Source organism: Streptomyces sp. Isolate_45 (genome assembly GCF_024721315.2).
Classification (GTDB): domain Bacteria; phylum Actinomycetota; class Actinomycetes; order Streptomycetales; family Streptomycetaceae; genus Streptomyces.
In genome coordinates, this window is record NZ_JANFAK020000034.1 from 41,641 (window position 1) to 65,718 (window position 24,078).

General features: G+C 73.7%; 24 protein-coding genes and 1 pseudogene. 12 read left to right on the top strand and 13 right to left on the bottom strand.

Annotated elements, in window-relative coordinates:
• Positions 1 to 44: 44 nt before the first annotated feature.
• Positions 45 to 1,085: a helix-turn-helix domain-containing protein gene (locus NOD94_RS13945; RefSeq protein WP_281206207.1), complete on the bottom strand. Its 1,041-nt coding sequence runs from the start codon at positions 1,083 to 1,085 to the stop codon at positions 45 to 47.
• Positions 1,086 to 1,220: 135 nt separating this feature from the next.
• On the opposite strand from NOD94_RS13945, the gene NOD94_RS13950 reads away from it, so the two are divergent.
• Positions 1,221 to 2,501 (top strand): MFS transporter, encoded by a 1,281-nt coding sequence (locus NOD94_RS13950; protein WP_281206208.1) that lies wholly within the window; start codon positions 1,221 to 1,223, stop codon positions 2,499 to 2,501.
• Between the two features lie 111 nt (positions 2,502 to 2,612).
• Here NOD94_RS13950 and NOD94_RS13955 read toward each other — a convergent pair whose 3' ends face one another.
• The gene (locus NOD94_RS13955) at positions 2,613 to 2,828 is read right to left on the bottom strand and encodes a hypothetical protein (protein WP_281206209.1); all 216 of its coding nucleotides are present in this window, start codon (positions 2,826 to 2,828) and stop codon (positions 2,613 to 2,615) included.
• A 193-nt stretch (positions 2,829 to 3,021) separates the two neighbouring features.
• Between NOD94_RS13955 and NOD94_RS13960 the strand changes: the two genes are divergently transcribed.
• Entirely contained in the window at positions 3,022 to 3,681 is a 660-nt protein-coding gene (locus tag NOD94_RS13960; RefSeq protein WP_281206210.1) for a lysophospholipid acyltransferase family protein, read from the top strand.
• A gap of 115 nt (positions 3,682 to 3,796) precedes the next feature.
• On the opposite strand, the gene NOD94_RS13965 is transcribed toward NOD94_RS13960, so the two are convergent.
• Positions 3,797 to 4,030, bottom strand: a complete 234-nt coding sequence (locus NOD94_RS13965) for a hypothetical protein (protein WP_281206211.1) — start codon at positions 4,028 to 4,030, stop codon at positions 3,797 to 3,799.
• Between the two features lie 554 nt (positions 4,031 to 4,584).
• Between NOD94_RS13965 and NOD94_RS13970 the strand changes: the two genes are divergently transcribed.
• The gene (locus NOD94_RS13970; RefSeq protein WP_281206212.1) at positions 4,585 to 5,556 is read left to right on the top strand and encodes a zinc-binding dehydrogenase; all 972 of its coding nucleotides are present in this window, start codon (positions 4,585 to 4,587) and stop codon (positions 5,554 to 5,556) included.
• A 159-nt stretch (positions 5,557 to 5,715) separates the two neighbouring features.
• On the opposite strand, the gene NOD94_RS13975 is transcribed toward NOD94_RS13970, so the two are convergent.
• Complete coding sequence (locus NOD94_RS13975) at positions 5,716 to 7,926, bottom strand: FUSC family protein (RefSeq protein WP_281206213.1); 2,211 nt, start codon at positions 7,924 to 7,926, stop codon at positions 5,716 to 5,718.
• A 282-nt stretch (positions 7,927 to 8,208) separates the two neighbouring features.
• Entirely contained in the window at positions 8,209 to 9,042 is an 834-nt protein-coding gene (locus NOD94_RS13980) for a class I SAM-dependent methyltransferase (protein ID WP_281206214.1), read from the bottom strand.
• A gap of 244 nt (positions 9,043 to 9,286) precedes the next feature.
• Here NOD94_RS13980 and NOD94_RS13985 point away from each other — a divergent pair, with 244 nt between their 5' ends.
• Positions 9,287 to 10,237 carry an EamA family transporter gene (locus NOD94_RS13985; RefSeq protein ID WP_281206215.1) on the top strand — a complete coding sequence of 317 codons (951 nt, stop codon included), beginning with the start codon at positions 9,287 to 9,289 and terminating at the stop codon, positions 10,235 to 10,237.
• Here the strand turns inward: NOD94_RS13985 and NOD94_RS13990 are convergent.
• Positions 10,234 to 11,631, bottom strand: a complete 1,398-nt coding sequence (locus NOD94_RS13990; RefSeq protein ID WP_281206216.1) for an STM4012 family radical SAM protein — start codon at positions 11,629 to 11,631, stop codon at positions 10,234 to 10,236. The two genes, NOD94_RS13985 and NOD94_RS13990, sit on opposite strands and share 4 nt — an antisense overlap.
• Before the next feature lie 231 nt (positions 11,632 to 11,862).
• Here NOD94_RS13990 and NOD94_RS13995 point away from each other — a divergent pair, with 231 nt between their 5' ends.
• Both NOD94_RS13995 and NOD94_RS14000 read left to right on the top strand, forming a co-directional pair.
• Positions 11,863 to 13,035, top strand: coding sequence for a DUF1152 domain-containing protein (locus NOD94_RS13995; RefSeq protein WP_281206217.1), 1,173 nt, complete (start codon positions 11,863 to 11,865; stop codon positions 13,033 to 13,035).
• Positions 13,036 to 13,167: 132 nt separating this feature from the next.
• Positions 13,168 to 14,118 carry an NAD-dependent epimerase/dehydratase family protein gene (locus NOD94_RS14000; protein WP_281206218.1) on the top strand — a complete coding sequence of 317 codons (951 nt, stop codon included), beginning with the start codon at positions 13,168 to 13,170 and terminating at the stop codon, positions 14,116 to 14,118.
• 37 nt (positions 14,119 to 14,155) lie between these two features.
• On the opposite strand, the gene NOD94_RS14005 is transcribed toward NOD94_RS14000, so the two are convergent.
• The 4 genes from NOD94_RS14005 to NOD94_RS14020 all read right to left on the bottom strand — a co-directional run bounded on the left by NOD94_RS14005 (position 14,156) and on the right by NOD94_RS14020 (position 16,336).
• Positions 14,156 to 14,719, bottom strand: a complete 564-nt coding sequence (locus tag NOD94_RS14005) for a toxin (RefSeq protein WP_281206219.1) — start codon at positions 14,717 to 14,719, stop codon at positions 14,156 to 14,158.
• The gene (locus tag NOD94_RS14010; protein WP_281206220.1) at positions 14,716 to 15,174 is read right to left on the bottom strand and encodes a helix-turn-helix domain-containing protein; all 459 of its coding nucleotides are present in this window, start codon (positions 15,172 to 15,174) and stop codon (positions 14,716 to 14,718) included. Before NOD94_RS14010 ends, NOD94_RS14005 begins: the two co-directional genes overlap by 4 nt.
• Before the next feature lie 377 nt (positions 15,175 to 15,551).
• Positions 15,552 to 15,875: a plasmid stabilization protein gene (locus NOD94_RS14015; protein ID WP_281206221.1), complete on the bottom strand. Its 324-nt coding sequence runs from the start codon at positions 15,873 to 15,875 to the stop codon at positions 15,552 to 15,554.
• 92 nt (positions 15,876 to 15,967) lie between these two features.
• Positions 15,968 to 16,336 (bottom strand): hypothetical protein, encoded by a 369-nt coding sequence (locus NOD94_RS14020; RefSeq protein WP_281206222.1) that lies wholly within the window; start codon positions 16,334 to 16,336, stop codon positions 15,968 to 15,970.
• Between the two features lie 111 nt (positions 16,337 to 16,447).
• On the opposite strand from NOD94_RS14020, the gene NOD94_RS14025 reads away from it, so the two are divergent.
• Positions 16,448 to 16,789: a DUF5713 family protein gene (locus NOD94_RS14025; RefSeq protein WP_281206223.1), complete on the top strand. Its 342-nt coding sequence runs from the start codon at positions 16,448 to 16,450 to the stop codon at positions 16,787 to 16,789.
• A 143-nt stretch (positions 16,790 to 16,932) separates the two neighbouring features.
• Here NOD94_RS14025 and NOD94_RS14030 read toward each other — a convergent pair whose 3' ends face one another.
• On the bottom strand, positions 16,933 to 17,160 hold the full coding sequence (locus NOD94_RS14030; RefSeq protein WP_281206224.1) for a hypothetical protein: 228 nt from the start codon (positions 17,158 to 17,160) through the stop codon (positions 16,933 to 16,935).
• Between the two features lie 251 nt (positions 17,161 to 17,411).
• Positions 17,412 to 18,479: an alkene reductase gene (locus NOD94_RS14035; protein ID WP_281206225.1), complete on the bottom strand. Its 1,068-nt coding sequence runs from the start codon at positions 18,477 to 18,479 to the stop codon at positions 17,412 to 17,414.
• Between the two features lie 240 nt (positions 18,480 to 18,719).
• On the opposite strand from NOD94_RS14035, the gene NOD94_RS14040 reads away from it, so the two are divergent.
• Both NOD94_RS14040 and NOD94_RS14045 read left to right on the top strand, forming a co-directional pair.
• Positions 18,720 to 19,259: a MarR family winged helix-turn-helix transcriptional regulator gene (locus tag NOD94_RS14040; RefSeq protein WP_281206226.1), complete on the top strand. Its 540-nt coding sequence runs from the start codon at positions 18,720 to 18,722 to the stop codon at positions 19,257 to 19,259.
• Between the two features lie 18 nt (positions 19,260 to 19,277).
• Positions 19,278 to 19,961 (top strand): annotated as a pseudogene (locus tag NOD94_RS14045) (phytase); the annotation flags it as partial.
• Positions 19,962 to 20,041: 80 nt separating this feature from the next.
• Here NOD94_RS14045 and NOD94_RS14050 read toward each other — a convergent pair.
• Positions 20,042 to 20,695: a response regulator transcription factor gene (locus NOD94_RS14050; RefSeq protein WP_281206227.1), complete on the bottom strand. Its 654-nt coding sequence runs from the start codon at positions 20,693 to 20,695 to the stop codon at positions 20,042 to 20,044.
• 152 nt (positions 20,696 to 20,847) lie between these two features.
• On the opposite strand from NOD94_RS14050, the gene NOD94_RS14055 reads away from it, so the two are divergent.
• The 3 genes from NOD94_RS14055 to NOD94_RS14065 all read left to right on the top strand — a co-directional run.
• Positions 20,848 to 21,813 carry an ATP-binding cassette domain-containing protein gene (locus tag NOD94_RS14055; protein WP_281206228.1) on the top strand — a complete coding sequence of 322 codons (966 nt, stop codon included), beginning with the start codon at positions 20,848 to 20,850 and terminating at the stop codon, positions 21,811 to 21,813.
• A gap of 5 nt (positions 21,814 to 21,818) precedes the next feature.
• Complete coding sequence (locus NOD94_RS14060; protein ID WP_281206229.1) at positions 21,819 to 22,658, top strand: ABC transporter permease; 840 nt, start codon at positions 21,819 to 21,821, stop codon at positions 22,656 to 22,658.
• A 119-nt stretch (positions 22,659 to 22,777) separates the two neighbouring features.
• The coding region (locus tag NOD94_RS14065) for a histidine kinase (RefSeq protein ID WP_281206230.1) at positions 22,778 to 24,078 on the top strand (1,301 nt) is incomplete at its 3' end.

Here is a 24,078-nt window from a genome sequence, read left to right on the forward strand (position 1 = left end):
CGGCGGGGCAAGGGCGTCATGGCCGCCGGGGCGGGCGGCCCGCCCTATGCGGCGTGACCCGTCAGCCGGTCACCGAGCGGGCTCCGGCGGTACAGGACGTGCCGTCCGTCGCGCGCCCGGGTGACGAGCCCGGTCGCGTGCAGTACGCGCAGGTGCTGGGACACCGCGCTCGGGGTGACCTTGAGGCGCCGGGCGATCTCGACGGTCGGCAGTGGCTCCTCGAGGAGGCCGAGCAACCGCGCGCGGGGCGCCCCCAACAGGGCGGCCAGGGCCGGTGCGGTGACGACCGGCGCGGATCCCCACAGCGTCGCCACCCCACGGCTCGGGTACGCCAGCGTCGGCGCCTCGCCCTGACCGACCGGCGGCACCGGCTTGTGGGCGAACACGGACGGTACGAGCAACAGCCCGCGGCCCGAGGCCTTGACGTGATGCCGGCTGATCATCTTGTCCACGTGCAGGACGCCGTCCTGCCAGCGCAGGTTCGGATGCATGTCGGCGAACAGCAACCGGGCCCCACCCAGGGCCAGTTGCCGGGCCCGGTAGGTCATGTCGGCCTCCAGGACCAACCGCATCCGCGGCCACACCGGTTCGACGGCGGCCTTCCAGTACCGGAGCAGCAGCTCGCAGAGCGCGTCGCGCAGCCGCACCACCGGGGCGTCGTCGGCGGCGAGGGCGTCGCGCAGCGCTCCGGGCAGCGGATCCGGCGCGTGCGCGGCCAGCAGATCGCGACGCACCGCGGCCGGGGAGGTGCGGCGCACGACGGCCAGTTCGTCCTCGAACGACGCGTCGAAACGCGCGGGCCGCGGCGTGAGGAAATCGGGCAGGGTGCGCCGCACCGGCATCAGCGACATCAACGTCCCGACGTCGGTCGCGGCCAACCCGCCGGACCCGCCGCCGAGACCGCCGGCACCGACGACACCGCCCGGGTCGCCCGGTCCGCCGAGGACGGACCTGCGCCAGGGCAGGTGCAGCGCGGACAGGCCCGGTTCCCGCAGGACCCGCAGACTCAGCACGGTCTCGTACAGCGGGGAAAGCGCGAAACGGGTGTCCGCGAGGTCCTCCACACCGAGCTCAAAAGTGATCATTAAGCGCCAGGCTACATTCATTGGCGCTCGTCCGAGGGTGCCGTGAACTCTTCCGCATGACACCCACAGCACCCGTGCGCTGCCCCTCCACCGCCGCACGGCCCCGCGCCGCAGGCCCCGGGGCGGTGCGCTGACATGGACCGCCGGACGCTCCTGCTGCTCTCCCTCACCTGTGCCGTCGGCGTGGGCAACGTGTACTTCCCCCAGGCGATCGGCCCCCTCGTCGCCGCCGGACTCGGGGCGTCATCCGAATCCGCCGCCGCGATCGTGACGGCCACCCAGATCGGCTACACCGTCGGGATCTTCCTCCTGGTGCCCCTGGGCGACCGCATCCCCTACCGTCCCCTCCTCGTCACCCTGTTCGGCCTCACCGGAGCGGGCCTCCTCGCCGCCGGCTGCGCGCCGGCCCTGCCACCGCTGATCGCCGCGAGCGCCCTCGTCGGCGTCACCACCGTGGCCGCCCAGCTCGTCGCCCCGCTGGCCGCCGGCCTGGTGGGCGAGGAGCGCCGCGGGGCGGTGCTGGGCACGCTGCTCAGCGGCTCGCTGGCCGGGATGCTGCTCGCCCGCACCTTCAGCGGGACGCTCGGCGAACGGCTGGGCTGGCGGGCCCCCTACCTGGTCGCCGCCGCGGTGGTACTGCTCCTGGCGGTCGTCCTCGCCCGCACCCTGCCGGCCACCGCCCCGCCCGCGCGCCGCCCGTACCGGACGCTCCTGGCCGAGCCCCTCCGACTGCTCCGCACCGAACCCGAACTGCGCCGTTCCTGCCTCTACCAGGCCACCGTCTTCGCCGGTTTCTCGGCCGTGTGGACCTGCGTGGCGCTCCTCCTGACCGGCCCCGCGCACGGACTGGACGTCCGGGCCGTGGGACTGCTGGCCCTGGTCAACGCCGTGACGGTCCTCTGCACCCCGTACGCCGGACGACAGGTCGACCGAAGGGGGGCCGACGCGATCAACCTCGTCTGCCTGTTGGCGGTCCTCGGCTCGGCCGCGCTCCTCGCGGCGGGTTCCGGTGGCGGAGCGGCGGGCCTGACCGCACTGGTCGCCGGAACCCTGCTGCTCGACGTCGCCATGCAGTCCGGCATGATCGCGAACCAGGCGCGCGTCTTCGCACTGCGCCCCGATGCCGGCGCCCGGCTCAACACCGCCTACATGACCTGCGCCTACCTGGGCGGCAGCGCGGGCTCCTGGCTCGGCGTACGGGCCTACGGCCTGGCCGGCTGGGGCGGGGTGTGCGCGCTGGTCGCGGCCCTGGCGGGGATCGCGCTCGCCCGCCACCTGGTGGCGATCCGCCACCGGAAGGCACCCCCCGCCGCGCCGGCCACGTCGGACGGACGGCCCGTGAGGGCCCCCGTAGGACCGGCCGCGGCCGGCCCTGTCGCCGCTGGTCCGGTCACCCCGCCACGACGGAAGGGGTGAGGTCGCCACGACGGGTCCGATGACCCGCCACGAGGTCCGATGACCCCGCCACGACGGGACGGATGACCCCGCCATGGGCGGACGCCACGAGAGCGGGCCGTGCGCGGCGGTTCAGTCGCCGCCACCACCACCTCCGCAGCCGCCCCCGCCGCCGCAGGAGGAGCCGCAGCCGCCCCCGCCACCGTCCCCCCACGAGCGGGAACGCCGCTTGCGCGACGACCCTCCGCCCCGGCGGCCCCCGCGCGTCACCGCGAAGAGGACCACGAAGAACCCGACCACGAAGATCAGCAGGATCTCCACCACGACCACCCCCCGTACTTGTTCCATCCGGATTGTATGAGCGGTATCCCCGGCCCGGCCGATCGCTACATCGGACTTGAGGAACTCCAGAGCTTCGCCGCGCGGAGGGTGCCCGGGTGATGCGCACGCGGGTCGTGAGTAGGCGTACTCACGACAACCGGCGGGACCGGTCCCGATGATGGGCAGCGACCCGTCCGCACCACCGCACCAGCGAGGTCCCGTGCTCACCCGTATCGCCGACGCCCTCTTCCCCGCCTTCGGCACGCTCTCCGTAACCGCCGATCCGGACGGCATGCCGCCGCGGGGCGCCTGCGTCCTCGTCGCGAACCACACGTCCCTCTGCGACCCCGTCGTCGTCGCGGCCGCGCTGCGCAGGCTCGGCACGGAACCCGTGATCATGGCCGCCGCCGGGCTCTGGCGGATCCCCGTCCTCGGCGCGGCCCTGGCCCGGGACGGCCACATCCCCGTCCACCGCGGCACGGACCGCGCCGCCGAGGCACTCGAACGGGCAGCGCGGGTACTCGCAGGCGGACGCTCCGTCCTGCTGTACGGCGAGGGTCGCCTGCCGACCCGTCGCGACCCGGGCGAGGCCGCGCCGGGCCCCTTCCGCAGCGGCGCGGCCCGCCTTGCCCTCGCCTCCGGCGTGCCCCTCGTGCCGGTGGGGCAGGCGGGCGCGCGCCGCCTGTGTTCCGGGGGCGCCTTCAAGCAGCTCGCCGGCGCGCTCACGGCGCCCGCCCGCCGCCCGCGTCTCCACGTCCACGTCGGAGCGGCCCTGCGGCTGCCCGGTCAGGTGCCCGAGGCGAGCGCCCACGCCCATCGGGCCGTCACGGAGGCCTGGCGCACCGCGGTCGACGCGCTGGCCGCGCCCACCGTGCGCTGACGCCGGCCGGCACCGCCGCCGAACGGCCGGGCGCCCGCCTCCGGGGTGTGGGCCGGGCGGCGGGCGCGTCGATTGGTCCGGGGAGAGGGGCGGGTCGGGGTCGTGCGGACCTGGTTCAGGTGATGTCGGCCGAGACGGACCGCTCGGTGTGGCCCTGTACGGCCGCACGGAAGACTTCCATGCAGGGGGTGCAGTAGCGCTCGCCTGCCGTCTCCCCGGCCGTGCTCCGGGTGGTGGTCGAGGGAGGTGCGTGCCGGCCGCAGAGGGTTCCGGAAGGGGACTCCTTGGAGAGGACGTGCCACAGGAGTTCGCCGTGGCCGTCGGGTGAGTCCGCGCGCATTTCGTACATGAGGATGCCCTTCGCGCTCGCTGGGCGGGCGAGAGGTCGCCCGTCGTCCATGAGAGCCCGGTTCCGCCGCAAGGGCCACTCGGCTCGGCCGCCCGGGGGAAACCGGGGCGGAGGAGGTTTGAACCCCGCTCCGGGCCGGGGCGGGTTCCCGGTGCGCCCGGTACCGGCCGGCCGCGCGGGCGGAGCGGTACGGGCCGCGAGCGGGCACCCGCTCCCCGGGCGGCGCCGGACCTTCGGTGGTGGGCAGGTGTCCCGCATTCGGATGAAAGGCGGGCGGCGGGGCCTGGTCGGCCGGCGGCCGTGGTGGCGGACCGGCCGGTGGGGACGAAGAGGGGCGGGCTGCCGAACGGGACCGTTGCCCGGTCCGCCACCGGCCGCACCTTCGAACGCCCCTCGGTCCCGGCCCCAGCCCCCCGGCCCTTCCGACGCCCCATCGCTGACGGTCCGGTCGCGGTCCTGCGGCGAAGGCTTGACCTCAAGCACGGTTGATGTTGGACGGTTGCTCCAACGGCGGCCTCCGGAGAGTCCGGAGGCCCGAATGGAGGGGGAGCGCCATGCGCGTGACGGAGGTACGGGAGTTCGGTGGTCCGGAGGTACTGGTCGCGGGGGAGGCGCCCGAGCCGGTGGCGGGACCGGGCCAGGTGCTGATCGCCGTGGCCGCCGTGGACACGATCTTCGTGGAGACGCAGGTGCGCGGCGGCTGGGGCCGGGAGTACTTCCCGCTCACCCTGCCGTACGTCCCGGGCGGAGGCATCGCCGGAACCGTCCGCGCGACCGGTGAGGGCGTGGACCCGGCGTGGGCCGGCCGCAGGGTCGCGGTGTCGATCGGTCACACCGGTGGGTGCGCGGAGTTGGCCGTGGCGGCCGCCGACGCGCTGGTGACCGTACCGGATTCGGTTTCCCTCACCGACGCGGCGGCCCTGGTCCACGACGGGGTGACGGCGGCCAAGTTGCTCGACAACACGACCCTGCGGGCCGGCGAACAGGTGCTGATCGTGGGTGCCTCGGGTGGCATGGGTACCGTCCTCGTCCAGTTGGCGAAGGCGGCGGGCGCACGTGTCGTCGGGGTGGTGCGCGGGGACCGAAAGGCTTCCCTGGTACGGGAGTTGGGGGCGGACTCGGTCGTCGACGCGGCCCGCCCCGACTGGGTGGAGGCGGCCCGTGTCGCGCTCGGCGGCGGGGGCGCCGACGTCGTCCTCGACGGGGTGGGCGGTGAAGTGGGTCTCACCGCCTTCGAACTGGTCGCCGACGGAGGTCGGTTCTCCGCCCACGGCGCCCCCACGGGAGGCTTCGCCCCAGTGGACCCGGACGCGGCCGCCGCCCGAGGGGTGCGTCTGCTCGGCATCCAGGACGTACAGATGTCGGCCGCGGAGCACACCGATCTGGTGGAACTGGCCCTCAGGGCGGCGGCCGAGGGGACGCTGCGCCCGGTCATCGGCGCCACCTTCCCCCTGGAGCACGCGGCGGCGGCACACGAGGCGATCGAGTCCCGCGCGCTCGTGGGGAAGGTCGTGATCACCGTGTGAACGGACACGGACACGGACACGGACACGGACACGGACACGGACACGGACGCGGGGTTCGACCGGTCCCGCGCGAACCGGCGGCCGGGTGTTCCTCGCGGCGGGATCGTCGTCGTGCGCCGACACGTGGCGGTGCCCGCCCGGGGACCGGTCCGCGCGGCTTCACGCCACGTTCGGGCCGTTCGGAGCCTCGGGAGCCCCGGGGGCATCGGGGGCGGCTCCTGGTGCCGGTCGCGTGCCGTCGGAGGTGGCTGCGATCCGCTCCAGGTCCGTCATGAGGGAGTCCAGCCACGAAGCCGCCGCGTAGTACAGGCGGGGTGCGCCCGGGGGCTCCGCGGTGAAACCGGCGAAGGTCGGATCGCGCAGCGGGATCGGGGCGTACGGGGTGTCGCCGCCCGGGTCGAGGCGGGCCGACACGAGCAGCATCCGTCCCGCGACCCGGTCGCCGAGCGCGGTGACCGCCGCGGCCGGTTCCCGCCCCATGGGAGGGGCGACGATCCGCTCGGCCGGCACGAGCAGTCTGTCGGCCCCCCACAGCGTGTGGTGGCCGACCATCAGCGTGGCCTGCCAGTCCCGCCCGCCCGAAGCCGTCCGCCCCTTGGGTTCGCTCTGGTACTGCGCGTACGCGGACTCCGCCAGGATCAGCGCGGTGCGCAACGAGCGGTGCCCCGGCGCGCTGAGGACGGGTACCCGTACCCCGCCCGCGGCGATCTGCGTGGTCGTGGCCACCACGATCTCCGCCGCGCCCCGCAGCAGCACCGCCACCGACCGCCGCAGTTCGGCCTGTGCGCCACGTGGCCAGGCCAACAGGCCGAACACGGCGCCGATGGCGCTGCCGGTCAGTACGTCCAGCAGTCGGAACTCGGCGAGCTGCCAGGTGGCGGGGGCCAACTGCGCGAACACCAGGGCGACCACCAGCGTGAACATCGCCTGGGCCCAGCCCACGCCCTTGACCGGCCCCAGCGTGAACGCGACCAGCATCAGCGGGGGCAGCGCCGCCGCGTACACCGCGATGTCCGTGCCCACCACCGCCAGCAGCGTCGCCGCGACGAGGGCGCCCGCCAGGGTGCCGATGAGGGCCACCCGTACCGTCGAACGGGTCTCCTCCACCGTCGTACGCGTCAGGGTCAAGGTCGCCAGCAGCACCCAGAACCCGTGGGGCAACGTGTCCTCCCCGGCGATCAGCCGTGCGGCCGCCAGCGCCAGGCTGAGCCGCACCGCGTTCTGGAAGAGCACCGACCGCCGCGCGGCGTGCCCCGACAGCCGGAACCACCACAGCCGGGGGGCGCGCATTCGGGCGTACCAGAACCGGCCCGGCGCCGCCTGGGCCGCGCCCGCCCGGCCCGCCACCGCGATCCCGGCCGCCGTCGACATCGCCAGCGCGGCGTCGGCGGCTTCCAGGACCGCCGCGTGCCGGCGCAGCAGTGCCGGGGAGGGGTCCGCGACCGGGCCCACCGCCAGAGCCGTGCGGGCGTGCCGCAACTCGGTGTGCGCGGCGACGGACGCCGTCCGGCCGCGAAGCCGGTCGGCCGTCTCGCGTGCGGCGTCCCGCACCGCCCGCAGCACGTCCAGGTCGGCCTGCCCCGGCTCCGGGCCGGGGACCGGCGGCAGCAGGGTGAGCCGGTTCAGCAAGGTGCGGGTGGTGAGGCCCGTGTGGGACAGGGCCCGGTCCCGTACGCCCGGCCCGGCCGGCCGCTCGGCCTCAGGTACCTGCGAGGGCCGCAGGCGGGTCCCCGCCTCCCCGGCCGCCCGCACCAGCGGGCCGTCCACCGCGTACGGGGCCGCGGTCAGCGCTTCGGCGCAGCCCCGCGCGGTGTCGGCGGCCCGCGCGGCCAGCTCCCGGTACGGCACCGTCGGCGGGTCGGGCAACAGGAACGTCTCCGCCAGGAACAGCAGGACGATGCCGACGGCCGCGCCCACCAGGCGCTCGTCCAGGGTGTCCGGCGCGTAGGGCGGGAAGGACGGCAGGATGTACATCAACTGGAGTCCGGGTGCGGCGCCCGCCGGCCGCGGGCCGCCCACGGCGCTGAACGCCAGCGCGAAGCCGACGATCAGCATGCCCAGTACCGCGCTCCAAGTCCGTACGGACAGGTAGGTGCCGATGGTGATCAGGATCCAGCAGACGGGCAGGAGCGGCAGCACAACCGCCGCGCGCTGCCGGCCCGTGCCGGGGATGTGGGACAGCCCGGCGAGGGCCACCGCCGCGAACAGCGCGTACGTCGCGGCGACGGCCGAGCCGAATCCGTAGAGGAGCAGGTAGAAACCGGCGCCGGCGGCCACGGTCACCCGGAACGACCGCCGGGCCGCCGCCGCGTAGGCGACGGGCAGTCGCCTCCCGCGGACGCCGCCAGTGCCCTGCGGATCACCACCCATGTCCCCAGGATCACCCCGCGCCGGCCGACCGGCACGCGGCGGAGCCCGTGGCCGGGGCGCGTCGGGGAAGGCCGGCGTGCGGTTGTGCCGCGGGCCGCCGCGTGCGCTACAGTGATCTTGTTCTCGCGGCCGCGATCGGCGACAGCGGGACCTGCGTTGGTGGTCCAAGGAAAGACGCCCCGCTTCCCGCGGGGAAATGTAGGTGCAAGGCCTGCCCAGCGCTCCATGTGGCCCCGGTCTCCTCACGGAGACCGGGGCTTTCCACTGCCCCCGTTCCGACCGCTACGGCCGGCCGGCGGTGACCACGTAGTAGTCCAGTACCCGCTCCTCCCAGGCGGCCAGGAAGTTCCTGGGCCAGGTGCCGGGATCCCAGAGGCGGGCGAGCCAGCGGTCCCAGCCGGGCCAGACGTGCGGGCCGATCGAGCGGGTCCGTACGTCGACGAACCCGGAGCCGGTCAGGGCGTCGGCGAGTTGGGACACGGGCCGGGCGATGTCCAGGCCGTTGGCGTACGAGTCGAGCAGGCCGGCGAGCCGGTCGGCCTGTGCGCGGGTGCCGTCGACGGTGAAGAAACTGGCGACCGCCACCCGGCCGCCGGGGCGCAGGACGCGGGCCGCCTCCCGGGCGAACGCGAGGAGGTCCGGGAAGTGCTGGGCGGCCTCGACGCTGTAGAGGCAGTCGAACTCCTCGTCGCCGAACGGCAGGCTCTCGGCGGCGCCCAGGGCGAAACGCAGCCGGTCCGGCCGGGCCTCCAGCAGCGGGGCGTTGACGTCCCGGGCCCGCCGGAGCTGCTGCGGGTGGATGTCGACCCCGGTGATCCGGGCCGGCCGGTACTCCTCCAGGGCGAGCGCGCAGCCGACGCCGAGTCCGCAGCCGACCTCCACGACATGGCCGTCGTGCGGGCCGGCGGCGTCCAGGACGTGCCGGTAGAGGTCCTGCTCGCTGCGGATCCGGTCACCCTCCGACAGGGGGCGTTCGAGATCGACTCCCTCCCAGTAGCCGAAGTTGATGAACCCTCCGGAGAACACGGGCACGGCACTGAGGTCGGCCGGTCCGTACGTCTCCCACACCGGGGGCCGCACGACCGGATCGGACTGCTGCCGGGATTCACCTGCCAACGTCCCGTCACCTCCACGGACTCGGGGGACGCCTCGGTCCCCGGGCTGCTCAGTGTGGCCCGCGGGACCCCCGCCCCGACAGACCGCCCCGTCCGGCGCGGCCGGGCTCGCGGGGCGGGCAGCGTGCGGGAGGCCCGGTGGTCGGCGAACTCGTGCGAATCCACCGACGGGGCCGCTGACGGGTCCGGAATCTCGTGGAATTCCCCAGTGGGTCCGGTCCGCCCGGCCCGGATACGTTCGTGCGATGCGTGATCAAGGTGGTGGCGGTGTGGCGGGCGCGGTGGTGTCCGTACTGGTGGCGGCGGTGCTCTGGGGCACCGTGGGGCCCGCTCAGATCTGGGCCGACACGGGCGCCCACCCGGTGTCCCTGGGGGCGGCCCGGATGCTGCTCGGCGGGATCGTGCTCAGCCTGCTGACCGTACGCCCGGCCGGACTGCGGACCCTGCGCCGACCCGGAGCGGGCCGGTGGCTGGTGCTGAGCGTGCTGGTGACGGCCGCCTTCCAGGTCTGCTTCCTCCAGGCGGTGGAGCGTACGGGCGCGGCGCTCGCGACCGCCGTCGCCTTCGGGACGGTGCCGGTGGTCAGCGGCGTGTGCGCGCGCCTGCTCTCCGGCGGGCGGCCGACCCGGCGGTGGCTGTGGGGGACCGGCTGCGCCGTGGCCGGGATGGGCCTGTTGCTGCTGCCCGGCAGCGGGGCGCGCGCGGAGACGGTGGGCGTGGTCTGCGGCATGGTGGCCGGAGCGAGCTTCGGCGTGTACATCGCCGCGACGAAGGAACTGGGCTCCCGGGGCGTCGATCTCGGGGCCGCGGCGCCGGTGAGCGTGCTGTGCGCGGGGCTGCTGGTCTCCCCCTACCTGCTGGTGGCCCCGGAAGGGCTGGCCGCCCCGCGGGCGGTCGCACTGATCGGCTGGTTGGGCCTGGGTACGACCGCCCTCGGCTACCTGCTGTTCACCCGTGGGGTCGGGCGCCTCGACGCGGCCACGACGGGCACGTTGAGCCTGACCGAACCGCTGGTCGCCACCGTGCTGGGAGTGGTGTTCCTCGGCGAGCGGCCCGGACCGCTCGCCGCGGCCGGCGGCGCCCTGCTGCTGGCCGGACTCGTCATCGTCTCCCTGCCGGAGCGCCGACGGGCGGCGGCCGCTCCTGACCCGGTGGCCGCCCGGGAGGTGCCGTCGGCCGGCTCCGGTATGCCCTAACGGTCCTGATAGGACGTCATGTTGTCGCGCACCCGGGACGAGAAGAACATCGGTCCGACCGCGTCGGCCCAGGCCATCCCCTCCAGGGTCAGCCCGAACGTCCCGTCCGTCTCCCGCACCCACCTCTTCTCCACCAGGGCGCCGAGCTGCGGCGCGAAGTCGTCCTCGAAGCGGGTGGCGAACTGCCGCTCGTAGCCGGCGGCGTGCAGGCCGGTCGACTCCAGGAGCTGCTGGAGGACGTACATGCGGCGCCGTTCGCCCTCGTCCATCCGGAACGCCCACTGCGCGCGCCGGAACTGCTCGGTGGGGGTGGCGATGTAGTCGTCGATGATGCGCCGCACCTCGGGCACGGCCACCGCGTAGTCGGTGGTGTAGTGCAGGTCGGTGGTGAACGAACGGGCGCCGACGCCGAGTCCGACCATGCCGGCCTGCTGGTTGTACTCACTGATGCTGCTGCCGTCGGTGTCCTCCACGGCCGCGGTCCCGAGCCGCCGGAAGACCCGCATCGACGTCTGCTCGTACCCCGCGGACAGGAGGTGGTCGCGGCCGAAGCGGTAGAGCCGCAGCCGCTGGTCGTTCCAGTCCCGCAGGGTCTTGGCGTGTCGGCTGCTGAGTCCGGTCAACGGGCGCACGTACAGCGGGTAGAGGTAGACCTCCTCGGGCTCCCAGGCGAGCGCGGCGTCCAGCGACACCTTGAAGGTGCGCTCGGTCTGGCCGTCGATGCCGTAGATGAGGTCGATGTTGAGGATCGGGAACCGTGCCTCCTTCAGGACTGCGAGCGCGCTCTCGACCTCCTCGCGCTTCTGCGGGCGTACGGCGGCCCGCGCCTCCTCGTCGATGAAGGACTGCACGCCGATGCTCAGCCGGGTCGCGCCCCGCTCGGACAGGACGGCGATCCGGTCGGCGGTCGCCGTCGCCGGCGAGGTCTCCACCGACCAGGAAGCGGCCTTCAGGTCGGCGCCCATGATGTTCTCGCTGATGTCGCACAGCCGCGTCAACTCGTCCGCCGTGAGGTACGTGGGCGTCCCGCCGCCGAACGCCGCCAGCGAGAACCGGATCGGCGCCCCCTGGGCCTCCAGGGCCTCACGGGTCACCCGGGCCTGCCGCTCCAAGGTGTCCAGGAACGCGCTCGTGACCTCCTCGGGGGCCCCGGTGCGGGTGAACAGGTTGCAGAAGCCGCAGCGCATTTCGCAGAAGGGTATGTGCGCGTAGAGCGACAGCGTGTCGAGTCTCTCCTTGCTCCACAGCTCGCTCAACAGCGGGCCGTCGTCCAACAGGCGGTACGCCTTCTGGTGCGGGTAGGCGTACACGTACTGCTCGTAAGGGGTTTCGGGCTCGGTGAGCGGAAGGGAGCCCCGGAGGGCCGGCATCGGGAGCGGAACGGTCTTCTGCATCACGGGAATTGACCTGCTTTCAGATCGAACGGGCTCACTGTTCGTGACAGGGCGTCACTTTAGGTCGCCCTCCGCGCCGATCTCTGTAGTGGAATTCCCATGAGATGGCTTTCGCCGTATGGAGGTTCATATGTTCTTTCCGGAAGTAGGTCGCCTTCCTCCGTGAATGTCATCGTGTGAGGGGTCCGGGAGGGTGGCGGTGCGCCGCTCGCCGGGATATTCGTGTCCGCCATGACCACCAAGCGACTTCTCATCGCGGCGGGCGGCGGCGGCGACGCCATCACGGCGGCGATGGTCCACGCCGCCCTGCACGGGGCCGCCGCCCCCGCCCTCGTCCTGACCTACGCCTGGGAGCGCCTCGTCGTCGACCCGGTCCCGGGGCCGCGCCGCGCCGCGGACTTCACGGGGACGGAGCCCGTCGCGCCCGGTCTCGTCCTGGTCACCCCCGACACCAGGCCCGTTGCGCCGGCCGGCTCGCTCCTGCCGCTCCTGGCCGCCGGATTGCGACCCCGGCTGGGGCTGCTGGACCCGTACGAGGGTGCGGTCGGCCTGGCCCGGCAGATCGCAGCGGCCGCCCGCTGGTGCGCGGCGGACCGGATCGACCTCGTCGATGTCGGCGGCGACATCGTGGCCCGCGGCGACGAGCCCACCTTGCGCAGCCCCCTCGGCGACGCCCTCGCCGTCGCCGCCTGCGCGACCACCGGTATTCCCACCACCGTGTACGTCGCCGGGCCCGGCCTCGACAACGAAGTGCCGCTGCCCGCGCTCGTGCCCCGGCTCGGCCAACCGGCCTTCGCCCTCACCGCCGAGCACACCGAAGGCGTGCTCGGGGTGTTCGACTGGCACCCGTCCGAGGCGAGCGCGATGCTCGTTGCCGCGGCCCGCGGGATACGCGGCGTCTGCGGAACCCGCGACGCCCCCGCTCCTCTCGTCCTGGACGAGGCCTCCCGCGGCGTGCACCGCCTCAGCCTGCGACGCGCACTCGAACTCAGCGCCCTGGCCCGCGCCCTGGAGGGCTCCACGACCCTCGACTGCGCCGAGGAGGCCTCCCGCGCGGTCTGCGGGTTCTCGGAGATCGAACGCGAACGCCGGCGCGCCGCGCACCCCGACGGAACGGGCGCGTCGCGCACGCCACACGTCATGCGGGCTCCCAGGAGCGCGGCGACGCTCCGGGCCCGCTTCGCCGCCTGGGAACGCGACACGCTGGCCGAGGGCATCGAGTACGTCACCACCCGCAGGATCACCGAGGAACTCGGACTCACCCCCACCGAGGCCCGGCTGCTGCTCGACGACCTGCGCACCGGATTGCCCGTACGGCGGTCCGTGCCACTGTGGAAGTTGACGGCCGACCGCGGCCCGGGGACCGTGGCGGGAATGCGAGCCGGGGTGAGCGGGGCCCGCTGAGCGGGGAGCCGGTATCGGGGCGACGGCGCGGGGGCGGCGGGATCGCGCCGTTCTCCCGCCCGCTTCGGCCGGGTGGCGGCCATCCGCTGCGGGGCCGCCGCACCGTCGGTGGGCAACCCGTAGGGTGTTTACGTGAGTTGTTACGTGGTGTTGGGATTCGGGGCCGCCGGGGCGGCCACTGCCCGCCTGCTCGTGGAGCAGGGGCATTCGGTGCGGGTCGTGACCAGGTCGGGCCGCGCGGCGGAGCCCGGGATCGAGCACGTCGTCCTGGACGCGGCGGACGGCGCCGCCCTGACCGGCGTGGCGCAGGGCGCGGACGCGATCCTCCAGTGTGCCGCGCCGCCGTACGACCGCTGGGCGAGCGACCTGCCGCCGCTGGCCGCCTCGGCGTGCGCGGCCGCGGAGGCGACCGGCGCGGTCCTCGTCATGCTCGGCAACCTCTACGGATACGGGCCGGTGGACGGCCCGATGACCGAGGACCTGCCGCTGTCGGCGACCGGCCGCAAGGGGCGGGTCCGCGCCGCCGCCTGGGAGCGGGCCCGCGCGCTGCACGAACAGGGACGCATCAGAGCGGTCGAGGTACGGGCTTCGGACTTCTTCGGACCCGGCGTGACCGACGGCGGCCACCTCGCCGCACGCGTCCTGCCGCCGTTGCTGCGCGGCCGCCCCGTCTCCACGCTCGGCGACCCGGACGTGCCGCACAGCTGGACGTACCTGCCCGACGTGGCCAGGGCCCTGGCAGAGATCGCCGGTACTGAGCGGGCCTGGGGCCGGGCCTGGCACGTCCCCACGGAACCCGCCCTGTCGGTGCGGCAGATGGTCGAGCGGCTGGCCGCCGAAGCGGGCACCGGCCCGATCCCGGTGCGCGGACTCCCGGCGGCGGCGTTGGCCGTGGGCGGGATCTTCTCGCCGCTGCTGCGCGAACTGAAGGAGATCCGCTACCAGTTCACGCGCCCGTTCGTCGTCGACGCGAGCGCCTACGAGGCCGCGTTCGAGGTGCGGGCCACGCCCTTCGACCAGCAGGCCAAGGCGACGGTCGACTGGTGGCGGGAAAGGTCGGCAGGCTCGGCAGGACGGCCGTGACGGCCGGCGACTCCCGCGGGCGGCCGCGCCGGAACGGTCAGAACAGGGTGCGTTCGATCCGGTTGAGCATTTCCGACCTGCCGGACCGCTCGTCCTGCGCTGCCGGGGAGCGTCCCTCCGCGGCGCGGCCCACGCGCTGGGAGAGGAGGTAGGCGATGACCTCGGCCTCCTGCTCCTGGACGTCGTCATAGGTCGCGCGCAGGAGCATGTCGCGCACGAGGTCGGGATCGAGGTTGGGGAAGAGGAAGCGGGAGCCCGCCTCGTCCAGCCAACCGGCGCCGCGGTGGCGGCAGATGATGTGCCCCAACTCGTGGAGGACGATGTGTTCCTGATGCGCGCCGGTCGTGTTGGCGTCGTAGAAGATCAGGTCTTCGTCGCGTGCGGCGACCCACATCCCGCACGGTTGGGACGCCGGCATCTTCATCGGTATGAGCGTGATGGGGCGTGCCCGTACCCCGCCGAGGTAGCGGCAGAGCTCGGCCACGTCGGCCCCGTCGGGCAGCGCGAGCTCGGCTATGCGTCGCGCGCCGTTCTTCCGGAGCTTCTTGAGGCGGCTGCGGCGGTCCTGATCGGCCGGCCGGCCTTTCCCGGGGACCCTCACTCCGATTCCGCGGGGTCCGCGGGTTCCGAGGGATCGGTGACGGGCGGCAGGCCCTGCATCTGCCGGTACTGGTCCATGATGGCCGTGATGGCCTGGAGGTTCTCCTTCTTCATCCCGGCCGCGCGCATCGCCACGGAGCGGACTCCGGCCTGCCGCAGCGCCTCGATGGCGGCGACCTCGCTGAGCACCGACTCGGCGACCTCGTCGTCGAAGAAGTAGGCGACGGACACCCCGAAGAACTTGGCGAGGGCGGCCAGCAGGTCGGGCGAGGGATTGGCGCGCTTGCCCGTACGGAGCTGGGACAGGTACACGCCGCCGGCCTTGAGGTCGGGGTTGACCCGCTTCAGCTCGTCGGCGACCTCCGCGTTGGTCCAGTGCTTCCCCTTGGGGCGCACCGTCTTGAAGAGGTTGTCCAGACGCACTGCCAGTACCGGTCGTTCGTCAGTCTCGGACACTGCGCATCTCCCTTCCCTCCACCTCCTCGGCATTGCTCTCAGCTATCCGTCAGTTTTGCAGATTAGCGGTCAGTTGACAATCTGCCCGGAGTCCGCCACCGTGGACCTCGCCGATAGCTGCCAGCTAACTTTGCTCACGGGGGTGGTCGAGTTCGCAGGCGGCACCGTTCGGCGCGTTCCGTGGCGGCCCCCCGGGGGGGGGGGGGGGCCCGGGGGGGCGGCCGCCCCCCCCCCCCCCCACGGCGACGGCACCCACCGCGCGCCGGCTCCTCGCCGAACCGGGTGCGGGAGGGGCGTCCCCTGTCGCGCGTGATTCGCCGGGCCTCCCCGCCCGGGTCGCCGCCCCCCCCGCCTGGAGCGGGCTCCGGGGCCCAGGCTCATTTGCCGAGCGCCCGCTTGAGCTCGGCCTTGTCCATGGACGAGCGGCCCTTGACGTTCCGCTGTTTGGCCTCGTTGTAGAGCTGCTCCTTGGTGGGTCCCTGCGCGCCGCTGTGGGAGTGCAGACCGCCACGCCGGGAGGAGGACATGTCCTGGAGTGAGGATCGGCTCGCGGTCTTCGACTCGCCTGCGCGGGCCCGCTCCTTGTTGACGGTGCGCGCGGCGATCCCCTTGGCCCGCCCGGGGCTCTCCCCACGCTCCTCGGCGCTCTCCTTGATGTGTTCGTACTGGCGTTCACGCTTGGGGCTGGAACCGCGCGGCATGGGGGACTCCTCGGATCGGATGCGTCGCTTCCTCCGCGCGGCGCCTACCCGGGGTCGTGCGGCGGCATTCGCGCACGGGTCGGGGGAGCGGTTCAGGGCCCCTGGTCGTAGGTGCCCGCCTGAACTTCCAGGGCGAGCTGTTGCAGCACCTCGATCGAGGACACGTCCGTGCGTCCCGAGTCGTGTGCGATGGCGAGGCTGGTGAAGGCCAGGCTGAACCCGGAGACCATGGTGTGCAGGGCGGGACCGAGCGCCACCGCCACCACCCTGGCCACCTCCTGGGGGGAGGCGTCGGCGGGCACCTTGATCGACGGGAGCATCTCGTTCAGGAGCTGCGTGGCGACGCCGGCCGTCGCCCCGGGGCCGTCATCGTCCTCCTCCCCGGCCTCGGCCGCCCGGCGGATGTCCTGGGCCTCGGTCAGGATGCCGATCACTCGCTTGAGGACTTCAGCGCGTTCCATTCCCGCAGGGTAGCCCCGGGACGGCACGCCGCGGCAGCCCGCGTTCCGACGTCGTTGTCAGTGGCGTCGAGCATGATCGGCACGTCGATTCTCCGAGCGGACGGTGGCGTCATGGCGATCACGAACGAGCAGGTGGCAAGCGACCGATTTCTGCGGCAGCTCTACGCGGACTCCTACTACCCGGACCATGTCGTCGACAAGGGCAAGGAGATCCTGCTGCGGCTCTGCGAACGGATCGAGGCCGAGCGTCCTTCCGACCTGGCGGCCCTGTACGCGCTCACCCATGCCGCGACGGAGGAGTTCAACCTCCTGGAAGCGGAGTTCGAAGCGGCCGGGAGCCAGATCGAGACGGTGGCGCGGGAGGAGATAGCCGAGGACTTCTGGCGTGTCGCCCAGGCCTACGGGTTCGAAGGCGCCGACGTCGAGCAGCTGATCGCGACCCGCGATTGGTGACGTGCCCACCGGGCCCGTGCCGTCGGGCGGGGGCACCGGTCGAGCCGTCGGTGGCCGCGGTCTCGTGGCCGATCAGGTCGAGCCCGCCCGTGGCCCGCGTCCTGGTGTACCCCCGAATCTCCTCCGTGGCCGGGGCTGCCGACTTACTGCGCCCGCGTTCCGGATCCGTCGTCCTTGCCCTTGGTGGGCCCCACCCAGCGCTTGCGGCCCGAGCCCGCGTCCTGCGTGGGGTGCGGCCGGTCGAGGCGGCTCGCCTCGTCCGTGTCCGCGGCGGGCGTGCGGCCGTCGTCGGGCCGCGCGCGGCGCGGCGGGCGCGGTGAGTGGTGACCGTCGTGCGGTGGGACGCCTCCGGCGCCGCCCTGCTCTTCCACGTCTGCCTCCTCCGGTGTTCCCCCGGTCTGCGGACCTCCCTGACCGGCGGCTGCCCGGCCGGGGCCGGGTGAAACCCCGCGGCCCCAGCAGACCGTAACGAGGGCCAGGGCGTTACGGAACGCGACCGGCGGGTAGGTGCGGCCTACGGGGTGCGGCTCGGCCACCCAGGCTGCGACGGGGTCGCACCCCGGCCCGTCCCTCGATTCCCGGGCCGCACCGGCCCGGGGCCGCGTGGCGTCTCCCCGGTGGACTACGAGCGGGCCGGGTAGTCCGTGTAGCCGCGGGCGTCGCCGCCGAAGAAGGTCGCCGGGTCCGGGGCGTTGTAGGGGCCCTCGGTGCGCAGGCGGTCGGGGAGGTCCGGGTTTGCGAGGAACAGGGCGCCGAAGGCCAGGAGGTCCGCCGTGCCGTCCTCGACCAGGCCGAGCGCGCGGTGGTCGGTGGGTCCCTCGGTCGCCGGGTTCAGGACGAGCGGCCCGGTGAACAGCTTGCGCAGCGCGAGGGTGTTCTCCCGCGAGTCGGGGCCGGATTCCATCACGTGCAGGTAGGCCAGTCCCAGTCCGTCGATCTCCTTGACCAGGGCCTCGTAGACGGGCTGCGGCTCGGGCTCGGAGATGTCGTTGTACGGGTTCCCGGGCGAGACGCGCAGCGCGGTGCGTTCGGCGCCGATCGCCGCGGCGACGGCCTTGACGGCCTCGACGGCGAAGCGGATGCGGTTCTCGGTCGTGCCGCCCCATTCGTCCGTCCGCAGGTTCGTGCCCGGGGCCAGGAACTGGTGGATCAGGTAGCCGTTGGCCCCGTGCAGCTCGACGCCGTCGAAACCGGCCTCCACGGCGTTGCGGGCCGCCTCGGCATAGTCGGCGATCGTCGCCCGCACTTCCGCGCCGGTCAGCTCTCGCGGCGTGACGAAGTCCTTGGGGCCGTCGGCGGTGAAGACCTGCCCCTGGGGCGCGACCGCCGAGGGGGCGACCGGTACCAGGCCGTCGGGCAGCAGGGACGGGTGGCCGATCCGGCCCGAGTGCATCAGCTGGGCGAAGATCCGGCCGCCGGCCGCGTGTACGGCGTCGGTGACCCGGCGCCATGCGGCGATCTGCTCCGCGTTGTGCAGGCCGGGGGTGAAGGGGTAGCCCTGTCCGACCGGGGAGGGCTGGATCCCCTCCGAGATGAGCAGTCCGGCCGAGGCCCGCTGGCTGTAGTACTCGGCGACGAGGTCGGTCACGAGGCCGCCCTCCGCCGCGCGGCTGCGGGTCATGGGTGCCAGGGCGATCCGGTTGGGAAGGGTGTCGCCCGCGATGCGTACCGAGTCGAAAGCGCTGGTCATGTCTGCCTCACAAGATAATTGGTCGGCCAATGATTGGCTGTGGAAGCAGCGTACCTCATTACTTGGCCGGCCAAGGTAAAATTTGGGAGGCGGGTAAAGTTCATGGCGAAGGCCAGAAGCGTGAAGGCCGGAAGGCCGGAAGGCCGGCAGTCGGCAGCCGCCAGGCCGACAGTCCGGACGGTCGGAAGACCGCAAGGCATGGACCGGATCCGCCGGTCCCGACCGAGGAGGAGCCCCGCCATGACCGCGGAAGCCGCCCAGGAACCGCGCGCCACCCCGGAGTGTTCGGTGCCCGGCGCCGTGCTGGAAGGGCCGGTGAGCCACGCGATCAGCCGGGTGGCACGCCTCCACCGGATCGCGGCGGGCCGGGCCCTGCGTGACCTGGGACTGCACCCCGGGCAGGAGTTCCTGATGATGCACCTGTGGGACAACGGGGCCGTCCGCCAGTCCGAGCTGATCAAGACGGTCGGCCTGGACCCCTCCACCGTGACCAAGATGCTCCAACGTCTGGAGCACGCCGGTCATGTGAGCCGCCGTCCGGACCCCGCGGACCGGCGGGCCTCGCTGGTGGAGGCGACGGACAGCAGCTGCGGTCTGCTCGTCGAGGTCCGCCGGGCCTGGGGCGAGCTGGAACGCCAGACCTTGGACGGCCTCGACGAGGCCGAACGCGTCGAACTGGCCCGCCTGCTCGGCAAGGTGGAGACGACCCTGTGGTCGGAGGTGGCCCGCGGCGGTGGCGCCGAGTGCGGTGCGGCGGGTGGGGAACCGGGCCTCTGCTGAGGTCCGCCGAACCGACGGGTGGGCCGGGCAGGGCCGTTCAGCCGGCGTTCACGCCGAGGTCGCAACCTCTCCAGGCTCCCGGGGTCCGGCAACCGCAAGGTAGGGAAGGGAATCCGGTGTCCTTCACCGCTTCTGTCCGTACGGCCTTCCTGCCCGCCGCCGCCCTCGCGGCCCTGGCGCGCGCCCGCGCACGCGGCGTCCGTCTTCGTCGCCGCGACCGTCGAGACCGCCCCGGTCTCGCACAGCGGTGACGCGGCCGACGACCCGGCCATCGGGGTCCACCCGACGGACCCCGCCAATTCCGTGGTCGTCGCCACGGACAAGAAGGGCGCCCTGGAGGTTTACGACCTGTCCGGGACCCGGATCCAGCGGTTCAACGGCGACCACGGAAACAACGTCGACCTGTGCGGGAACATCGTCGTCTCCGCGGACGACGAGGCCGCCGGCGGTGACCGGACCTACGTGTCCTCCCAGGGCAGCGACGACTTAACCGTCCACGACCGCGCCCACCTCGGCCGTTTCTCCGTCGCCGCCGGGACCGCGGCCGATGGCTGCGAGGACACCGACGGCATCGACGCCACCGCCGCCAACCTCGGTCCGGCCTTCCCGCAGGGCGTCTTCATCTGCCAGGACGGCTCCAACGGGGCTCCCGGCAGCAGCGGCAACCAGAACTTCAAGTTCGTTCCGCTCCGGCGCATCACCGCGCTCTTCGACCGACCGCCGCCGGCCGTCCCTCCCGGAACGGTCGGCACGGCCTTCACCGCCGGCGGTCGGTACCGCCGTCAGGGACCGGTCAGCCCCGCCTCGTACGCGGCGATCGCCGCCTCCACCCGGTTGCGGGCGCCGAGTTTGCCGAGGATGGCGCTGACGTGGGCCTTCACCGTGGCCTCGACCAGCCCCAGCCGGGCGGCGATCTCGGCGTTGGAGAGCCCGGCCCCGAGCAGGGCGAGCACGTCGTGCTCCCGCTCCGTGAGCCGCTCCACCGGCCGACGGGGCGGTAGCCCGCCCCGGGACCGGCCGCTGCGCAGCCCGGCGACGACCCGCGCGGCGACGCGCGGCGACAGGTACGCCCCGCCGGCGGCGACCGCGTGAACCCCGGTCAACAGTTCCCGGGGGTCGTCCGCCTTGAGCAGGAAGCCGCTCGCGCCTTCCCGCAGGGCGCGGTCGATGAACTCGTCCTCGCCGAAGGTGGTCAGCATGACGACCGCCGTCCCGGGCAGGTCGCGGTGGATCCGCGCACACGCCGCGATCCCGTCGAGGCCCGGCATCTGGATGTCGATCAGTGCGACGGCCGGCCGGTGCCTGCGCACCGCCTCGACGGCCCCGTCCCCGTCGGCCGCCTCGGCGACGACCTCGATCGCGGCGTCCCGCGCCAGGATCGCCCGTATGCCCGCCCGGACCATCGCCTCGTCGTCCGCGATCAGCACCTGAACCATCGGCGAAGTCTAACGACGCTCCACGGACAGGCCGTTCGGCGGGGGACCCCCCGACGAAAGTAGGGGGAGCGGCCGCCGTCTCCGGGCTGATGCGCTCCCACCCGGTCGCTTCCTACGGTCGTTCCCGTACCGGAAACACCGAAGGGACCGCAGTGATCACCCTGAGAAGGCTCACCAAACGCTACGGCGACACCGTCGCCGTCGACGGCCTGACGCTGGACATCGAGGAAGGCCGGGTGACCGGCTTCCTCGGCCCCAACGGGGCCGGGAAGTCGACCACCATGCGCATGGTCCTCGGTCTCGACCACCCCACCGCGGGCGAAGCGCTCATCGGCGGCCGGCCGTACGCGGCGATCCGGCACCCCCTGCGCGAAGTGGGCGCGCTCCTCGACGCGAGGGCCCTGCACCCCGCCCGCTCCGCCCGCGGCCACCTGATCGCACAGGCCCGCAGCAACGGCATCCCCACCCGCAGGGTGGACGAGGTGCTCGAAACGGTGGGCCTCGCCAAAGTGGCCCGGCGGCGCGCCGGGGCGTTCTCGCTCGGCATGCACCAGCGACTCGGTGTCGCCGGGGCCCTGCTGGGGGACCCGCAGGTCCTCGTCCTCGACGAGCCGGTCAACGGCCTCGACCCCGACGGGGTCCGCTGGGTGCGCGAACTCGTACGCGCACAGGCCGCGCAAGGCAGGACCGTCCTCCTGTCCAGCCACTTGATGAGCGAGATGCAGCTGACGGCCGACCAGCTCGTCGTCATCGGGCGCGGCCGGCTGCTCGCGAACACCACCATGACCGACTTCCTGGCCCGGAGCGCTTCGGCCTCGGTACGGGTAGGCGTACCGGACCCTGCGGAACGGCGCACCCTGACCGGCCACTTGGCCTCGTACGACGGCGTGACCGCCGAACCGGTGGGCGGCGAGCAGGACGAGATCGCCGTCCGGGGTCGCACCGCCGAGGAGGTCGGGGACCTGGCCCACGGGCTCGGCATCCGACTGCACCGGCTGAACGGCGCACCGGCCTCACTGGAGCAGGCGTACATGGAACTGACCGCGCACAGCGTGGAGTACGGGGTCGCCGGCAACTCGGCCGCGACCGGGGAACCGAACCGGAAGGCCCGGGTGTGAAGCACATGCCGCACGTCGAGAGCGCCGGCGTCGGGGCCGGGGCGCGAGCCGGAACCGCAGGGGAAACCGGCCCGGAGGAGCGGTCGGCCGGCGGTCCCGCCGGTGGGGGGTTCGCGGGCGCCGTCGGAGCTGAGTGGGCCAAGCTGTGGTCCCTGCGCACCCCGTACGTCTGCCTGCTCGTGGGCGTCCTGCTGACGAGCGTGTTCACCTACTACTACGGCTCCATCGCCCGCATCAACGACAAGCCGGTCCAGCCGCTCGGCAACGCCCCGGTCTCGTCGGTGATGCTCGGCCAGTTCACCGTGATCGTCATGGCGATGGTCATGGTGACGAGCGAGTACGGGACGGGCAGCATCCGCAGCTCGCTGCTCTGGGTCCCCGTCAGACACCGCGTACAGCTGGCGAAGGCGCTCGTCGCGGCCGGCGTCGCCTTCGCCGCCGGCATCGCGTTCTCGGTGCTCGGCATGGCCGTCGCCCGGATTCCCTTCGGCGGGCACGCCTCCTTCGACGCGGCACAGGCGGCAGGGCAAACCCTGGCCACCGGCGCGTACTGCGCACTGGTCGCCGTACTGACCGTCGGCACGGCGTTCGCCGTCCGGACCGCCGCCGGTACCCTCTCGGCCGTCTTCGTCCTGGTCTCCGTCCTCCCGAGCATCTGCACGGGCCTCGGTGGCCCGTTCCTGCTCGCGGTCAACGACTACCTTCCACAGACGTCCGGCGGCCACTTCATGCTCGGGGCGGCCGGAGCGCCCTACCCGCGCACGGTCGGACTCCTGATCACGGTGGCGTGGACGGTGGCCGCCCACCTGGCCGGTCGGCTCGTACTGCGCCGCCGCGACGCCTAGGGCCGGGGAATCCCGTCCGGCCGGTGGGGCGTCACACCGCCGCCGGTAGCCTCGGCCACAGGGCGAGGCGGACGGAACGACGGAGGGGGCGGCGGGTGGGTAGGACGGGAATTCGCGCGGTGAACGGCGCGGTGGGGGCGCGGGCCGCGAAGGACCTGGCCCTGTGGGCGGTGTTGTCGGCGGCCGGCGTCCACGCCCACCGGCAGCAGGCGGAGCCTTGGCCGGTACTCACCGTGGTGCTGTCGCTGCTCGTCCTCGCGGTAGCGGTGCCCGGCAGCCGCAAGCGGCCCGGCGCGGCGGTGTTCCTCGCCAACGGCCTCGTCGCGCTGGGCCTCGCCCACACCGTCCCGACGGCCAGTCCCTACCTGGTGGCGCTCGCCGTGATGGCGTACCTGCTCGGCGCCAGGCGGGCGTCCGGCCGGGGACCGCTCGCGCTCTTCGGGGCCTGCACCGCCCTCGACCTCGCGGTGTGCGCGGTCCTGGACGTCGACGTCGTGTACTGGTTCTACACGCTGTCGATGGTGCCCCTGGCCCTGGTCCTGCCCTGGCTCGCCGGCCGGTACCGTCGGGCCCGGCGGCACCTGGTGCGCGGGGGCTGGCAGCGGGCACGGAGCCTGGAGCAGCAGCAGCGGTTCGTCGCGGAGCGGGCCGGGCTCAGGGAGCGGGCGCGCATCGCGGCGGACATGCACGACTCGCTGGGCCACGAACTGAGCCTCATCGCCCTACGTGCTGGAGCCCTGGAACTGTCACCGACGCTCGCGGGCCAGGACCGGGAGGACCTCGCCGAACTGCGGACCGCCGTCGCGGACGCGGTCGGCCACCTGCGCGACACCATCGGCGTCCTGCGCGCCGGTCCCGACGGCGGCTACGGCACCGACGGCGACGAGGGCGCGTACGGCGACGGGGGCGCCGGGCCGGAACCCGCGTCGGTGCCGTCGTTGACGCCCGCGTCGGCCGAGTCGGTGGAGGGGCTCGTCCGGAGGGTCCGGGAATCCGGTCCGACGGTGGAACTCCATCGCGAGGGCGTGGCCCCGGCCCTGTCACCGCTCGTGGACCGCACCCTGTACCGGGTGGTCCAGGAGTCGGTGACCAACGCCCTCAAACACGCCCCCGGGGCCGCGATCCGGATACGCGTCACCCACCGGGACGGCAGGACCGTCGTACGGGTCCGCAACGCGGCCCCCGCCGTCCCGGCGAACCGGGTCCCGCCGAACCGGGTCCCCGCGGGCGGCGGCCACGGGCTGGCGGGCCTGCGCGAACGCGTGCGGCTGATCGGCGGCACCCTGCGCGCCGGACCCCGCGACGGCGGCTACGAGCTGCTGGCCACCCTGCCGGACCTGGTTCCCCCGCCCCGCCCCGCGGCGCGCCCGCCCGACGCCGGTGGCGTGGCGCACCGGCACGCCGAGGAGATCGGAAGAGC

What these genes read in the sequence shown, in the direction of transcription:
- NOD94_RS13945 (WP_281206207.1), bottom strand. Translation starts at nt 1,085, where the DNA reads ATGATCACTTTTGAGCTCGGTGTGGAGGACCTCGCGGACACCCGTTTC.
- NOD94_RS13950 (WP_281206208.1), top strand. Translation starts at nt 1,221, where the DNA reads ATGGACCGCCGGACGCTCCTGCTGCTCTCCCTCACCTGTGCCGTCGGC.
- NOD94_RS13955 (WP_281206209.1), bottom strand. Translation starts at nt 2,828, where the DNA reads ATGGAACAAGTACGGGGGGTGGTCGTGGTGGAGATCCTGCTGATCTTC.
- NOD94_RS13965 (WP_281206211.1), bottom strand. Translation starts at nt 4,030, where the DNA reads ATGTACGAAATGCGCGCGGACTCACCCGACGGCCACGGCGAACTCCTG.
- NOD94_RS13970 (WP_281206212.1), top strand. Translation starts at nt 4,585, where the DNA reads ATGCGCGTGACGGAGGTACGGGAGTTCGGTGGTCCGGAGGTACTGGTC.
- NOD94_RS13975 (WP_281206213.1), bottom strand. Translation starts at nt 7,926, where the DNA reads ATGGGTGGTGATCCGCAGGGCACTGGCGGCGTCCGCGGGAGGCGACTG.
- NOD94_RS13985 (WP_281206215.1), top strand. Translation starts at nt 9,287, where the DNA reads ATGCGTGATCAAGGTGGTGGCGGTGTGGCGGGCGCGGTGGTGTCCGTA.
- NOD94_RS13990 (WP_281206216.1), bottom strand. Translation starts at nt 11,631, where the DNA reads ATGCAGAAGACCGTTCCGCTCCCGATGCCGGCCCTCCGGGGCTCCCTT.
- NOD94_RS13995 (WP_281206217.1), top strand. Translation starts at nt 11,863, where the DNA reads ATGACCACCAAGCGACTTCTCATCGCGGCGGGCGGCGGCGGCGACGCC.
- NOD94_RS14015 (WP_281206221.1), bottom strand. Translation starts at nt 15,875, where the DNA reads ATGCCGCGCGGTTCCAGCCCCAAGCGTGAACGCCAGTACGAACACATC.
- NOD94_RS14020 (WP_281206222.1), bottom strand. Translation starts at nt 16,336, where the DNA reads ATGGAACGCGCTGAAGTCCTCAAGCGAGTGATCGGCATCCTGACCGAG.
- NOD94_RS14025 (WP_281206223.1), top strand. Translation starts at nt 16,448, where the DNA reads ATGGCGATCACGAACGAGCAGGTGGCAAGCGACCGATTTCTGCGGCAG.
- NOD94_RS14035 (WP_281206225.1), bottom strand. Translation starts at nt 18,479, where the DNA reads ATGACCAGCGCTTTCGACTCGGTACGCATCGCGGGCGACACCCTTCCC.
- NOD94_RS14040 (WP_281206226.1), top strand. Translation starts at nt 18,720, where the DNA reads ATGACCGCGGAAGCCGCCCAGGAACCGCGCGCCACCCCGGAGTGTTCG.
- NOD94_RS14050 (WP_281206227.1), bottom strand. Translation starts at nt 20,695, where the DNA reads ATGGTTCAGGTGCTGATCGCGGACGACGAGGCGATGGTCCGGGCGGGC.
- NOD94_RS14060 (WP_281206229.1), top strand. Translation starts at nt 21,819, where the DNA reads ATGCCGCACGTCGAGAGCGCCGGCGTCGGGGCCGGGGCGCGAGCCGGA.